The 13,817-nt window shown below is 65.3% G+C and carries 10 protein-coding genes and 2 pseudogenes; 3 read left to right on the top strand and 9 right to left on the bottom strand.

Annotation, left to right across the window (positions count from 1 at the left end):
• Positions 1 to 11: 11 nt before the first annotated feature.
• From B4U45_RS21080 to B4U45_RS21055, 6 genes and pseudogenes are all read right to left on the bottom strand, one after another.
• Positions 12 to 1,004, bottom strand: a complete 993-nt coding sequence (locus tag B4U45_RS21080) for a tryptophan 2,3-dioxygenase (RefSeq protein WP_082275485.1) — start codon at positions 1,002 to 1,004, stop codon at positions 12 to 14.
• A gap of 871 nt (positions 1,005 to 1,875) precedes the next feature.
• On the bottom strand, positions 1,876 to 2,631 hold the full coding sequence (gene mddA, locus B4U45_RS21075) for a methanethiol S-methyltransferase (RefSeq protein ID WP_075547803.1): 756 nt from the start codon (positions 2,629 to 2,631) through the stop codon (positions 1,876 to 1,878).
• 68 nt (positions 2,632 to 2,699) lie between these two features.
• Positions 2,700 to 4,286 carry an HD domain-containing phosphohydrolase gene (locus tag B4U45_RS21070; protein ID WP_075547802.1) on the bottom strand — a complete coding sequence of 529 codons (1,587 nt, stop codon included), beginning with the start codon at positions 4,284 to 4,286 and terminating at the stop codon, positions 2,700 to 2,702.
• Positions 4,287 to 4,304: 18 nt separating this feature from the next.
• Positions 4,305 to 5,051 (bottom strand): hypothetical protein, encoded by a 747-nt coding sequence (locus tag B4U45_RS21065; RefSeq protein ID WP_075547876.1) that lies wholly within the window; start codon positions 5,049 to 5,051, stop codon positions 4,305 to 4,307.
• Between the two features lie 101 nt (positions 5,052 to 5,152).
• Complete coding sequence (locus B4U45_RS21060; RefSeq protein ID WP_131808316.1) at positions 5,153 to 5,764, bottom strand: hypothetical protein; 612 nt, start codon at positions 5,762 to 5,764, stop codon at positions 5,153 to 5,155.
• A gap of 379 nt (positions 5,765 to 6,143) precedes the next feature.
• Positions 6,144 to 6,584: pseudogene (locus B4U45_RS21055) on the bottom strand (PucR family transcriptional regulator); the annotation flags it as partial.
• On the opposite strand from B4U45_RS21055, the pseudogene B4U45_RS21050 reads away from it, so the two are divergent.
• Positions 6,575 to 7,243, top strand: a pseudogene (locus tag B4U45_RS21050) (NAD(P)/FAD-dependent oxidoreductase); the annotation flags it as partial. The pseudogenes B4U45_RS21055 and B4U45_RS21050 overlap by 10 nt on opposite strands.
• A gap of 14 nt (positions 7,244 to 7,257) precedes the next feature.
• Positions 7,258 to 8,160 carry an alpha/beta hydrolase gene (locus B4U45_RS21045; protein WP_075547875.1) on the top strand — a complete coding sequence of 301 codons (903 nt, stop codon included), beginning with the start codon at positions 7,258 to 7,260 and terminating at the stop codon, positions 8,158 to 8,160.
• On the opposite strand, the gene secA is transcribed toward B4U45_RS21045, so the two are convergent.
• From secA to B4U45_RS21030, 3 genes are all read right to left on the bottom strand, one after another.
• Positions 8,157 to 11,009 (bottom strand): preprotein translocase subunit SecA, encoded by a 2,853-nt coding sequence (gene secA / locus B4U45_RS21040; protein WP_075547800.1) that lies wholly within the window; start codon positions 11,007 to 11,009, stop codon positions 8,157 to 8,159. The two genes, B4U45_RS21045 and secA, sit on opposite strands and share 4 nt — an antisense overlap.
• A gap of 96 nt (positions 11,010 to 11,105) precedes the next feature.
• Positions 11,106 to 11,795, bottom strand: a complete 690-nt coding sequence (gene hpf, locus B4U45_RS21035; protein WP_075547799.1) for a ribosome hibernation-promoting factor, HPF/YfiA family — start codon at positions 11,793 to 11,795, stop codon at positions 11,106 to 11,108.
• Positions 11,796 to 12,131: 336 nt separating this feature from the next.
• Entirely contained in the window at positions 12,132 to 12,764 is a 633-nt protein-coding gene (locus B4U45_RS21030; RefSeq protein WP_075547798.1) for a ComF family protein, read from the bottom strand.
• Positions 12,765 to 12,935: 171 nt separating this feature from the next.
• On the opposite strand from B4U45_RS21030, the gene B4U45_RS21025 reads away from it, so the two are divergent.
• Complete coding sequence (locus tag B4U45_RS21025) at positions 12,936 to 13,811, top strand: L,D-transpeptidase (protein WP_075547797.1); 876 nt, start codon at positions 12,936 to 12,938, stop codon at positions 13,809 to 13,811.
• The last annotated feature ends 6 nt before the right edge of the window (positions 13,812 to 13,817 follow it).

Here is a 13,817-nt window from a genome sequence, read left to right as displayed (position 1 = left end):
TGCTGGAAGTTCTACATTGCAGTTCGAAGGTGCCACAGCTCCGGAAAGAGCACGACATCGAGTTTCTTGCGAAGGTATGCGACGCCTGAAGTGCCTCCTGTTCCCTTTTTGCGGCCAATAATGCGCTCGGCTGTGGTCAGATGACGAAAGGACCATTGCCGCATTGCATCTTCGATATCAACCAGCGTTTCTCCGAGATCGAATAGATCTCCGTAGTGGTTCGGGTTCTGGTTGATGGTTAACCACGCTGCCTCAACTGATGTGTCGCAGCAGGTTGGTAATTTCTGATCGCGCGATAAGACCGATGGAGAAATGGTAAAGCCTCTTTGCGCCAGCAGATCGATAACTCCAGCATACAACGAAGGTGCTACGTAGGCGTCTGCGACTTCGTGATGTATCGCCCTGCCGTCTTGATATTGTTCCATTATTTTCGGGTCCTTGTTTCCAAGGCGATACTGGATAGCGCAAAATAGGTACGAATGCATTCCTGAGGCCGTACCGAGTGATTTTCGAATCGCCGAGAACTCGATTGGTCTTATCGTTGAGATAAGATCCCAGGAATATACGAGCTGTTGAATGATCAGCTTTACTCGAGTCAGCTTTCGAGAGGCCTCTTGCAACATGTCGGCACAGATTGCCGTGGTCGCTAGTTTGAGTTCATGGAGAAGCAATTTCATCCACAGCTCCGCGGTTTGATGTTGGACGATAAATAGCATCTCAGTGGGATCATCAGAGATCAGTCGCTGAGCAGACAACAGCTTCTCGAGCTGCAAGTACTCTGCATACGACCGTTGTGTACCGAACGTCGATCGACCGTCGTCGTGGTCTGAAGCAGCGACGTATGAAGCCGGTGCGAAATCGCTTGCGCTCACCTCGGCTTCTTCGACCTGATTTGAATTATTAGACCGCGAAGGGCTATTTGAACTGGTTTCGGCTGGGCAGCCAAGAGCCCGTTGAATTTCAATCTGGACATTACTATTTGATGAGATCGATTTCAGTTGCATGGACTCACCACCGTCGCATTCATCCTCGTGGGCTCGTGCCGTGTCGCGCAAACACGTTGTCGTTCAGGTGATCGATCAAGGCCCTTCGCCAACCGAAACGCGGCCCTCCCGAAATCCTGACGGCGGTGACGTCCACTGGAGAATCGATCACCCTTCGCTGCCGCGCGGCGACCCTGACCTTCGCCGGCCAAGGTTGATCCGTTCCGCACGTAGTCGCTTCGCAACGTGGCGGCGAGTTGAGGCGAAAACTCCCCGCGGAACTCGAATCGACAAACCGCTCCGGATCAGCCAGCCCATAACACGTGTCCTCGCGGCCACCGGCTTCTGCTGCTGCCATCCCGCCTGTGCACTCCTCTCGTTGACGGCGCCGCCCAGCGATCCGCCACACCCGACCGCAACATTCAAGAACCTGTCACAGCTGATCAAATATCGACGTGAAAAGCATGAGCGAAAAGGCGTAGATCTTGGCGCCGGATGCAGGCCGTCTAACCGAGGGAGTCGACAAGGATGGCGTTCGCGTTCATCGCCCCGCTACCACAACACCGACACCGAGTCGTCCGAACTTACCGAACCCGGCCACCCGGCCAATGCCGCCCCTTCGAGTGGCTCACCACCCCAGTTCCGCTCGCTCCACCTAGCCCCAAACCCGCCCACCGTGCCCTAGCCGGTGCCGATCTATGCCGGATCGAGGTGTGCCGTGGCTCGGTGCCCAGTGGGTCGCCATGCTCGAGAAGGCCAGCGAAATCATCCCCGCCGATCCCCTGCGGCCGGTGGCCTGGACCCGGCACCGTTTTTCCGCGGCCCGCGGGAATACCCGCACCAGCGCCTCTAGAACCGAGGCGGGCAGGATGGTTGTCATACCGCGCCAAAGCTACTGCTGGGCAGCCGTTTTGGTCGATAGCCGACGATGCCGCGGAATCAACATGGGCACCGCGCGTCGGTAGCTCTGGTACCGGTCACCCAACGCCGCCGTCAGGTCGCCCTCTTCCATCTGCAGCGCGATCAGGATGTAGCCCGTGGTAGCGATCGAGAAAAGCAGATGGCCCGCTGTCATGGTGGGCGCCGCCCAGAAGGCGATGATGAAACCGAGCATGAGTGGGTGACGGACCACCCGGTAGAGCAGCCGGGCGCGGAAGCCGACCTCGGTGTATGGCTTTGCGCGCCAAGCCAAATACACCTGCCGAAGGCCAACCAGGTCGAAGTGGTTGATCATGAACGTCGACGCGAAAACGATCCCCCACCCGAGCCAGAACACTGCCCACAACGCCACCCGGGCGGCCGGCTGCCGCACGTCCCAGATGACCGCGGGCATCGTTCGCCACTGCCAGTAGAGCAACAGCAGCACGGCACTCGACAGCAACACGTAGGTGCTGCGCTCAATCGGCTGCGGCACGAATCGCGTCCACCACCGCTTGAACGCCGGCCGTGCCATCACGCTGTGCTGGACGGCGAATACACCCAGCAGCACCACATTGACCGCGACGGCCTGGCCGATCGATGCGGTGATCGCGTGGTCGACGGTGCGTGGCATTACGAAGTTGCCGACGAAACCGATCGCATACAAGAAAGCCACCACAAATAGCAGGTAGCTGGCGGCGCCGTAGCCGATGATCAGGGATCGCTTCATGGGTTAAGTGTCCGCGGCACAGGCGGTTTCGCCTATAGGTCTATTGCCTCAAGTTCGTTGAGGGGGCCCTAGTCATTATTGACTAGGCCATTCCGCAGCGCATACATGCTGGCTCCGATGCGGTTGGTCACCCCGATCTTGGCGTAGGTCCGCTCCACGTGGTTGCGGGCGGTTTTTTCGCTGATCACCAGGGCCGCGGCGATCTCTTTGTTCGACGCGCCACGGGCGACCAGGCAGAGCACTTCGACCTCCCGGGGCGTGAGCCCGTGCGGGCGCAGACTCGACCGGTCGGCACGGTGTCCCGCGGCGTGCAGCACTGCCTCGACGGCGACGGCGTCGAGCTCGCCGGCTTGCACCTGTCGCCGCAGCCGCCGGGTTGCCGACTCCGGTGTCAGCTGTTCCCGATATGGCCTTGGCTCACAAGCGCATTGGTAGCTGACCGCTGCTGCCAGAACGCGGTCCGGCAGGCTCAGCGCTGATTCGGCCAGCCCACGCGGGTATCCCGAGCCGTCGATGCGTTCGTGGTGATTGCCGGCGACCTCGGCCAATTTCCGGAGCCCGGGAACCTGGTTGAGGATCCGCACCGTGAAGTACGGATGCAACCGGACTCGCTCGAACTCCGTCGCGCTCAGCGGACCCTGTTTGGACCAGATCTGATTGGAAACTCCGATGCGGCCCAGATCGTGAACGTGGCCCGCACGCCGGGTCAGCACCGCCGCGTCCGCATCGAGCCCGGCGGCAATTGCGGCGTCACCCGCCAGCCGGGCCACCGTTCGCGAATGTCCCAGCGTGAATGGGCATTTCAAGTCGACGAAGTCGCCCAGTGCGACGAGCAGCGCGTCCAGGGACTGGTCGTCCAGCGGCTGCTGGTGATCTGGCGAGGCTCGCAGGGCCGCCGCCCACGCATCACCGGTGGGCGGGCCGGCCAGGATCGCGTCTGCATGGTCGACAAACGTGTCGACCACCTCGGGATCGAATTGCCCGCCCCGCCTGCGGCGAGCCATGGCGACGGCACCCTCGACACCGTAGGCGCGGTGGTGAACCTCCACCATGTCGGCGAGCTGGGCGACGCGCATCTGGATCGGGATGGCGTCGCCGCAGACACCCGTGGGCAAACCTCCGCCGTCGTAGCGTTCGAACGTGAACGCTACCGCGGCTTGCACGGTGGGATCCAGGCCGATTCGATCCGCCAGCAGAGCCGCAGATGTGCAATGCGAGTGGATCAACTGGGATATGTGGCCGCGCGCGTTGATGAAGAGGGTCGCCATGGTGCTGAGCCGGTGCACCAGCGGCTGACCGCGGCCCACGTTGCCGGTCAGGAAACGCAGATACGGCAACCCCGACCAGTCGACCAGATAGGAGTCGTGGCGGACGGCGATGTCGTCGCCGAACCACCGTGCGTACTCATGCGAGTCGGCGTGGCACCCGATCCACATGATCAGGGTCGCGTAGTAGGTGGAATCCCGCTGCTGCCTGCTGAGCCCGAGTCGATCGGCCAGTCTGGTCGCAATCAGCGCGGACCGCAGCATGTGTTCGGCCGGCTGGCCCAAGCCGAGATCGATCGCGACCGACAACGCCGCCAGCAGCTCCGCACGGGTCGGCAGTTCCGCATCCGACTGTCTCGGACGTTCTGGTTGCGACGCCCGCGATGTCATGGACTCATTGTGCACTGGTCACCGGATCGGGACGGTGCCGTTGACCGCATCATGGCGTCCCGGGTCGAACGTTTCGAAATGCCCTGAGCCCACGACGAACAGACCCCGCTGCGGGGGCCGGAAACCGGCGAGCCGCAGCTGACGCCGCAGCGGTCCCACCGGTCCGAGGTCCACGCCGCGCAAGACGGCGCGCGACTGTGCCACCGCCCAAACCCGCGCGGGGGCAATCATGAACCGCTGGCCGTTCGGCGCGGTCCCGGCGAGCCGGACCTGCCCGGCCCGCAGCAGCGCCCCCGCAGCCTGGCCCAGCACACTCAGAGCCGCACGGTTGGTCCACACTCCGGCCGGCAGTCGCTCCCCGACGGTGCTCATCAGCCGCGTCGCCACGGTGGTGCCGATGTCGATATGCCACTCGAGCAATCCCGGAATCACGACGGCCAGTGACCACGGCGTGACCCACGCGACGTCGATCTCGCACTGGACCGCGTCATTGCGGGTCACCGAGCTGAAGTAGCGGGCGCAGCTCTGGGGACCCGGCGTCGTCGCATAAAACGTCCACCTGCCTTGCGGATCGCGGTGCCACACCGACCGGTAGCCGGGTGAAAACGACGTCACCGGAAAGTGCCGCAAGGCAAGGTAGTGCCCGCTGGTGAACGGGAGGCCCATCACACCGAACCCGACGAATCGTTCGTCGTCGCCGGCAGGCAGGACCGGGTCGTGCAGGACGGCCGCGGCGGCGTCCAAGGGGGTGAGCGATGTGTTCATACCTGGATAGTCCGCGCCGCGGCCGCGCCCGCGCATGAGGCGGGTGCCTCAATTCGGCCAGGGCCGCAGGCAGCCGCGGTTCCGCCGCAGCGGATACCCGATCACCCCGGGCTCGGCGAGGGCGAACGCCCCAGCTGCCGGTCCAGAGCACGCATCACGGCGGGCCGGATCAACCCGATGAACGGGCCGGTTGCCCTCCAGTAACGCTGGAACCGGCGCCGGCTGGCCTCGTCGGTCGACACCACCCTGGTCTCCAGGGTGAGGATGCACGCCTGGGCGCCAAAGGGAGTCACCCGGGTGGTCTCGGCAAGTTTGGCGAAGCCGGGCTCGGCAAAACCGGCGAAACTGTCCGCGGTCACCGGCCGTTCGGGCTCACCGCCGAGGGGCTGCCACGGCTTGGTGACGGTTCCGAGAACCAGCTCGGTGCCGGGCCACTCACCCAGCAGGATCCATCCGCGCGCTGGAAGGTCCCGCACCCGAAACGTCGGCGGTTCCGCCGCCACGGACTCGCCGCGGCGCCGGGCACGGGCATCGGCGAGCCGCGCGGGCAGGCCGCGGGCCGCGATCAGCAGATGCACCAGCGGGAGCCGGTACAAGTCCAGGTTCGTGGCGGCCTCGAACACCTTCTCGGGAGGGGCTCGGAGCACCTGGGAGACGGAGACGACGTGGTCGAACGTGGGCAGAAATTCGTCCAGAAGTAGGGGCTCCGCCATGTCGTCCTCCTCGGTGAGCGGCTGGGTCACACAACGGCCCAGCCGCGCGGCGTCGAGTCACATCTCTGCCGAGTGTCCGGCGCCTCCTGAGTCCGCTGTCTCGCTCGCGGAGGCTGCCAGCCACTGGCCGATCGCTAACCTCCGGATTCGCAGATGACTGGTCCGAATTATTTCTCAGTGAACCCCACTATTCGTAACACGATCGGGGCAAGTTGCGGGTGAACCTGTTGCCCACCGCCGTTCGAACGCAACCCGCTGTCCCGGATCGAGTTTCACTGCTGCGGATTAGCGATTCAACAGCGCCATGATCTGCGGCAGTGCTTCGCGAGCGGCAGCGCGCCCGCCTCACGGGCCACATCCAACCTGACATTCACCGCGATCAGGGCCTGGCCAGTACCCGCGGGCCGATGTGGTGGGCGAGTTCGAGAGCGAGTTCGACGGCGAGCCGGCGCTCGCCGGGATGGTGGCCGAGCAGTTCGGTCGCGCGCGCGACCCGCTGCAGAACCGTATTGCGGTGAGTATGCAGACGAATGCCGGCGCGCGGCGCGTTCTCGGCTTCGTCGAGGAACACCCGCAAGGTCTCACGCAACCGAGCCGCACCGGGGGTGTCCGCCGCGAGCGGGCCCAGCGTGGTGGCGACGAATTCGGCTGCCTGGTCCTGGTTTTGGGCAGCCAACGCGGTGACTTCGAGATCACGGTGGAACGCGATGCGCTCGCCACCGGGGTGGCCGCTGAGCAACCGCTGGATGACCAACGCGGCGGCGTGCGACCGGCGAAAGCCGGTGATTCCGGGTTGGGTGGGGCCCACCGCGACGGCAACTGCCCAAGAACTTCGACGTCGACACCCACTTCAGCCCGCGCTACAACCCGTGGGATCAGCGGCTGTGCATGGTGCCGGACGGCGACCTGTTCAAGGCGATCTCGGCCGGGCAGGCTTCGGTGGTCACCGACCGGATCGACCGGTTCACCGAGACCGGCATCCTGCTGGAATCGGGTCAGGAGTTGGCCGCAGACATCATCGTCACCGCGACCGGCCTCAACATGCTGCCGTTCGGGAAGGTGCACCTCGACGTCGACGGTCAACCGGTGAACCTGCCCGACACCACGGTCTACAAATCGATGATGCTCAGCGGGGTGCCCAACCTCGTGTTCGCACTCGGCTACACCAACATCTCCTGGACGCTGAAGGTGGACCTGGTCTGCGAGCACTTCTGCCGACTGCTCGACCACATGGACGCGCACGGCTACCACACCGTCGAACCGGTGCTGCGCGATCCTGACATGCAGCGGGTGCCGCTGCTGGACATGAGTTCGGGTTACGTCCAACGTGCGATCGCGAACTTCCCGCGCGGCGGCACCAGCGGTCCCTGGACGGTCCAGATGGCCTACGAGAAGGATGTCGAGCGGCTGCGCCGGGGTCCGGTGACCGATCCGGCCCTCGAGTTCTCCGTCCACCAGGCCGCCCGGCTTGCTTCGTGATCGGGCAGCACGACATGAAGAACCTCACCTTCCCCAGCCACGGCATCAGCTGTGCTGCCTGGCATATTCCGGCCCGCTCGCACACGATGACAGGCCCGGCCGGCCGGCCCGCCATCGTCATGGCGCACGGTTTCGCCGGCACCCGCGACACCGGCCTGCTCGACTACGCCGAGGCATTCGCCGACGCCGGCATCGACGCGCTGGTGTTCGACTATCGCGGCTTCGGTGACTCGGAAGGCACTCCCCGCCAACATGTTTCGTTCCGGCGGCAACGCCAGGACTACCACGCGGCGATCGCGGCCGCCCGGCAGCTGCCCGGCGTGGACCCGGCCAGGATCGCGGTGTGGGGCACGTCGTATTCCGGGGGCCACGTCGTCGCGGTCGCCGCGCAGGACCCCCGCATCGCCGCAGCGGTGTCGATGACCCCGGCCACCGACGGACTGGCCGCCCTGGTGCAGCTCGTCCGTTACGCCGGCCCGGCTCAACTGGCGCGCACCGCCGCGCACGGCTTGCGTGACGGCACCCGTGCCCTCACCAACCGTGCGCCGCACCGGATTCCGGTGGTGGCCCGACCCGGATCGGTCGCGATCATCAGCACCCCCGGCGCCACGGAGGCATACACCTCGATGGCCGGACCGACCTGGCGAAACGAGGTGTGTGCGCGTACAGCGCTGGAGATCGGATTCAACCGGGCCACCGGTTTCGCGCGGCGGCTGCGGTCACCGATCCTGGTGCAGCTGGGTACCAACGACCGGGTCGCACCCGCCGCCGCGGCCCGGCGCACCGCCAAGAAAGCCGGACCGCTGGCACAACTGCGCGAGTACCCGGTCGATCACTTCGACGTCTACGAAGGTCGTTGGCAGCGGCGGGCGCTGGCCGACCAGCTGGGCTTCCTGAAAAGCGCGCTGGCCGGCTAGCGCTTCTTCACCGATTTCGGCGGCTTGGGGCCGCGACCTTGGCGGCGCGCGGCTTCGCGCCGTTCCCGCCGGCTGGCGCCGGCCGGCACCCCGGCCGGCGTCTTCTGCGCGCCGCCCCCGTTGCGCTGCACCTGCGCCGAGCCGTCCTCGGACGGGCCGGAATACGTCAGCGCGGGTGATTCATCCTCAATACCCTTGGCGCGCAACTTACTTGGAGCCTCCTCGGGCACCGCTGCGCCACTGCCACGCTGCTGGGCGGCAGCCGCCGCCGCGGTGGCGAACTCCGCCAGGTCTTCTGGTTGTTCGATCGGTGCGACCTCGACCTGCGGCGCCGGGACCGCCTCCACCGTGACGTTGAACAGGAACCCGACCGATTCCTCTTTCATGCCTTCGAGCATGGCCATGAACATGTCGTAGCCCTCGCGCTGGTACTCCACCAACGGGTCGCGCTGGGCCATCGCCCGCAGCCCGATGCCCTCCTTGAGGTAGTCCATCTCGTAGAGGTGCTCGCGCCACTTGCGGTCGATCACGTTGAGCAGCACGTTGCGCTCCAGTTGGCGCATCGCGCCCTCACCGGCAAGTTCCTCGAGCTCGGCTTCCCTTGCGGCGTAAGCACGTTCGGCATCGGCCAGCAGCGCTTCGAGCAACTCCTCGCGGGTGAGGTCGTCACGCTCGGAGTCGGCGTCATGGTGGGTCAGCGACTCGTGATCGATCCCCACCGGGTACAGCGTCTTGAGTGCCGTCCACAGCGCATCCAAGTCCCAATCCTCGGCGTAGCCTTCGGCGGTGGCGCCGTTGACGTAGGCGGTGATCACGTCGCGGACCATATCCGTCGCCTGCTCTTTGAGGTTCTCGCCTTCGAGGATCCGGCGCCGCTCGGCGTAGACCACCTTGCGCTGCTGGTTCATCACCTCGTCGTACTTGAGGACGTTCTTTCTGATCTCGAAGTTCTGTTGCTCGACCTGGGTCTGGGCGCTCTTGATGGCCCGGGTGACCATTTTGGCCTCGATCGGCACGTCGTCGGGCAGGTTGAGCCTCGTCAACAAGGCTTCCAGGGCCGCGCCGTTGAACCGGCGCATCAGCTCGTCGCCCAGCGACAGGTAGAAGCGTGACTCGCCCGGGTCGCCCTGCCGCCCGGAACGACCGCGCAACTGGTTGTCGATGCGTCGCGACTCGTGGCGTTCGGTACCCAGCACATACAGACCGCCGGCCTCGATCACTTCGGCGGCTTCCTTGCCGGCCTCCTTCTTGACCTTGGGCAATTCCTCGTGCCAGGCGGCCTCGTACTCGTCGGGGGTCTCCACCGGGTCCAGGCCGCGCTCGCGCAGCCGCTGGTCGGTGAGAAAGTCGACGTTGCCGCCCAGCACGATGTCGGTGCCACGGCCGGCCATGTTGGTGGCGACGGTGATGCCGCCGCGGCGGCCCGCGACGGCGACGATGCCCGCCTCCTGTTCGTGGTACTTGGCGTTGAGGACGTTGTGCGGGATGCGTCGCTTGGTGAATTGCCGCGACAGGTACTCCGAGCGCTCCACGCTGGTGGTGCCGATCAACACCGGTTGGCCCTTCTCGTACCGCTCCGCGACGTCGTCGACCACCGCGACGTACTTGGCTTCCTCGGTCTTGTAGATGAGGTCGGAGCAGTCGGTGCGGATCATCGGCTTGTTGGTCGGGATGCTGGCCACGCCGAGCTTGTAGATCTCGTGCAGCTCGGCCGCCTCGGTCTGGGCGGTGCCGGTCATGCCGGCGAGCTTGTCGTAGAGCCGGAAGTAGTTCTGCAGCGTGATGGTGGCCAGCGTCTGGTTCTCGGCCTTGATCTCGACGTGTTCCTTGGCCTCGATGGCCTGGTGCATGCCCTCGTTGTAGCGGCGTCCGTAGAGCACGCGGCCGGTGAACTCGTCGACGATGAGCACCTCGCCGTCGCGCACGATGTAGTCCTTGTCGCGGTTGAACAGCTCCTTAGCCTTCAGCGCATTGTTGAGATAGCTGACCAGCGGCGAGTTGGCGGCCTCGTAGAGGTTGTCGATCCCGAGCTGGTCTTCGACGAACTCCACGCCCTTCTCGTGCACACCGACAGTGCGTTTGCGCAGGTCGACTTCGTAGTGAACGTCCTTTTCCATCAGCGGCGCCAGCCGGGCGAACTCGACGTACCAGTTGGAGGCGCCGTCGGCGGGACCGGAGATGATCAGCGGGGTGCGGGCCTCGTCGATCAGGATCGAGTCGACCTCGTCGACGATGGCGAAGTTATGCCCGCGCTGCACCAGGTCGTCGAGCGAGTGCGCCATGTTGTCACGCAGGTAGTCGAAGCCGAACTCGTTGTTGGTGCCGTAGGTGATGTCGGCGTTGTAGGCCACCCGACGCTGGTCGGGGGTCATCTGGGCGAGGATGACGCCGACGTCGAGGCCCAGGAAACGGTGCACCCGACCCATCCACTCGCTGTCGCGTTTGGCCAGGTAGTCGTTGACGGTCACGATGTGCACGCCCTTGCCCGCCAGCGCGTTGAGGTAGGCGGGCAGCACACAGGTCAGGGTCTTACCCTCACCGGTCTTCATCTCCGCGACGTAGCCCATGTGCAGGGCGGCCGCACCCATCACCTGGACGTCGAACGGTCGCTGGTCGAGCACCCGCCAAGCTGCCTCGCGCGCGACGGCGAACGCTTCAGGTAGCAGGTCGTCGAGGGTTTCCGGGTTTTTCTCGTCGGCCAGGCGCCGCTTGAACTCGTCGGTCTTGGCTCTCAGCTCGGCGTCGGTGAGCTTTTCGACGTCGTCCGACAACGTGTTGACGTAGTCGGCCACCTTCCTGAGGCGCTTGACCATGCGACCTTCACCAAGGCGCAGCAACTTCGACAGCACAGCTATATCCCTTATGGGTAGGAGTCTTCTTCGATCAGGCGACTCCCATCGTAGGTGACGCCGTGGTATTAGCCGCCGATCCTCGAGCCAGCCTGATCAAGCCAGCCGGATCAAGCCATAGTCGTAGGCGTGCCGGCGGTAGACGACGGTGGGCCGCTCGGTCTCCTTGTCGAAGAACAAGAAGAAGTCGTGTCCGACAAGCTCCATCTCGTAGAGCGCGTCGTCCACCGACATCGGCTTGGCCGGGTGTTCCTTGACGCGGACGATGCGTCCCGGTTCGTGGTCAAGTTCGGCGCCGTCATGCTCGTGTGGCTCGGCCGGCTCCGCGTCGAAGGCCCTTTCCGGTGGCGGGGCCGCCGCGGTGGCCTCGGCCAGCGACACGGGCGTCTTGTCGCCGTAGTGGACTTTGCGGCGGTCTTTGCTGCGGCGCAGCCGGTTTTCCAGCTTGCCGACGGCGGACTCGAGGGCGGCATAGAAGCTGTCGGCGCAGGCCTCGCCGCGGACGACGGGTCCCCGACCGCGAGCGGTGACCTCCACTCGCTGACAGGATTTGCGTTGGCGACGGTTGCGTTCATGGTCGAGTTCGACGTCGAACAGGTAGATGGTCCGGTCGAAACGTTCCAAACGAGCGAGCTTCTGCGAAACGTAGATGCGGAAGTGGTCGGGAATCTCGACATTGCGGCCTTTGAACACAATCTCGGCGGTCGCTTGCGGTTCCGCCTGTTCATCGGTTTCGGCCGGCGGCTGATCCACAATCTGGTCGGAATCCACGGTGAGCCTTGACATTCGTGACAACTCGTTTCTCTTTTCACGTCGCACGCGCCCTGCGTGCCGGGCCTTCGGTTACGCGCCGACGGGGGTTGGAGCGGATTTCGTGAAGTCACCGCCGCATGCTGCCCGCCGGAGCAAGGTGCCGATTACTCACCTCCTACCGCGGTTAGTGCTTGGACCTGTCTTGGACCTGGGAAACCTGGGTATCGCGACCGTAAGCCTTGCCGGTAAGTCTGAATCTGATCTCGACGTTAGCCTGTGTTCACCCCGCGGTGCCAGCGAATCGGCCAGCCTTTTGCCGAGTTCTTATGCCGGACGTTTCGGGGGGGATAGGAGACCGGCTAAAGCTCGTCATGCCGCCGCGATTGCCAACACAGCGGCCACCCGGACCCCGGCGGCCTGCAGGGCCTGGACCGACTCCCGCGCCGTCGCCCCGGTGGTGACGACATCGTCGACGATCACGACTTCGGCGCACAGGCGCCGGCCGCGCAGCAGCACTCGGCCGGCGATGTTGCGCTCGCGCGCCGACGTGCCCAAACCGACCGAGTCGCGGACCAGCCCTTTGAGTCGTAACGCCCGGACGACCGTGATCCCGGGATGGCCGGCCACCGCCGCGGCGGCGATGCGGGTCACCGGGTCGCCCCCGCGCCGACGCGCCGCCGAACTACGAGTGGGCGCGGGCACCAGGGTCAGCGGGGCATCGACAACCCCCCAGGACAGCAGGCGGTGGATACCGACGGCCAGTGCCCGCGCCAGCGGTACGACAAGGTCGCGGCGACCGTGTTCCTTCATGGCCAGGATCGCTTGACGACGGGCGCCGGCGTAGCGCCCGAGCGCGAACACCGGGACCCGGGGGTCCACCCGCGGGTTCACGACGTGCGGTTGATCGGCCGCCACACCGAGCTCCGCGGAGCAGCCGGGGCACCACCGGGTCGCCGGGGCACCGCAGCCGCCGCACTGCAGCGGCAGGACTAGGTCGAGCACGTTGTCAGTGTGGCGTCGGGGACCGACAACCCGTGCCGAGTGGAGACCTACCTGTAACCAAAACCTGACCGACATGCCAAGGCGCGCTGTCACATTCAGCCGTCGACGCGGCCATACCATCGACCAGCGACAACGACTGATTACCGATGCGAAAGGTGTCCGGCGAGAACGATGCGGGCGGCAATACGGTCTCTTCTGGCGGCAATACGGTCTCTTCTGGTGGTCATCAGCATCACCGTGACGGTATTCGCCGGGCGAACCGGCGTAACGCTGATGGCGGTGAACAGCGCCAGCGGCAACGTCGGCATCACTGCCATCTTGCCGATGCGCGGCGCGGTGGTGGGGGTGGCGCATCCGGTGGTGATCACGTTCGGCTACCCCGTCGCCGATCGGCAGGCGGTGCAGCGCGCGATCGACGTCAGATCGGCGCCCGCCCGTACCGGCACGTTCGAGTGGCTGGACGACAACGTTGTGCAATGGGTTCCCGACCGATTCTGGCCGGCGCACAGCACCGTGGCGCTCTCGGTGGGCGGGTTGCGCACGAACTTCGAAACGGGTCCGGCGGTCGTCGGCGTTGCCGACATCGCGAAGCACACCTTCACCGTGAGCATCGACGGAGTCCCGGCTGCAACGGGGGCGCCGCCACTACCAACGCCGCACCACCGGCCGCACTGGGGAGAAGAAGGTGTGCTGCCGGCCTCGATGGGCAGGCCCGAGTTCGAGACGCCCGTCGGCACCTACCACGTGATCTCCAAAGATCGCACGGTGATTATGGATTCGAGCTCGGTCGGCATCCCCGTCGACGACCCCGACGGTTACCGGCTCCCGGTGGACTACGCCGTCCGGATCACCAGCCGCGGCCTCTATGTGCATTCGGCCCCGTGGGCGATCCGGTCAATGGGGGTTGAGAATGTGAGCCATGGCTGCATCAGCCTGAGCCCCACCGACGCCGAGTGGTACTTCAACACGGTCAACGTCGGCGACCCCGTCATCGTCCAGGAAGGGGTTGCGGCAGACGAAAAGGAAGTAGACCCGGTGATGCCGTGATCCGGG

The organism is Mycobacterium persicum, assembly GCF_002086915.1.
In the GTDB taxonomy this organism is placed as follows: Bacteria; Actinomycetota; Actinomycetes; order Mycobacteriales; family Mycobacteriaceae; genus Mycobacterium; species Mycobacterium persicum.
Note: the sequence above shows the minus strand (reverse complement) of the source record. Positions and strands in the feature narration are given on the sequence as shown.

Bases quoted from the DNA above. Each gene is read 5' to 3' on its own strand.
- B4U45_RS21065 (WP_075547876.1), bottom strand. From the start codon at position 5,051: ATGAACACATCGCTCACCCCCTTGGACGCCGCCGCGGCCGTCCTGCAC.
- B4U45_RS21070 (WP_075547802.1), bottom strand. From the start codon at position 4,286: ATGACATCGCGGGCGTCGCAACCAGAACGTCCGAGACAGTCGGATGCG.
- hpf (WP_075547799.1), bottom strand. From the start codon at position 11,795: ATGTCAAGGCTCACCGTGGATTCCGACCAGATTGTGGATCAGCCGCCG.
- B4U45_RS21025 (WP_075547797.1), top strand. From the start codon at position 12,936: ATGCGGGCGGCAATACGGTCTCTTCTGGCGGCAATACGGTCTCTTCTG.
- B4U45_RS21080 (WP_082275485.1), bottom strand. From the start codon at position 1,004: ATGCAACTGAAATCGATCTCATCAAATAGTAATGTCCAGATTGAAATT.
- mddA (WP_075547803.1), bottom strand. From the start codon at position 2,631: ATGAAGCGATCCCTGATCATCGGCTACGGCGCCGCCAGCTACCTGCTA.
- B4U45_RS21060 (WP_131808316.1), bottom strand. From the start codon at position 5,764: ATGGCGGAGCCCCTACTTCTGGACGAATTTCTGCCCACGTTCGACCAC.
- B4U45_RS21045 (WP_075547875.1), top strand. From the start codon at position 7,258: ATGAAGAACCTCACCTTCCCCAGCCACGGCATCAGCTGTGCTGCCTGG.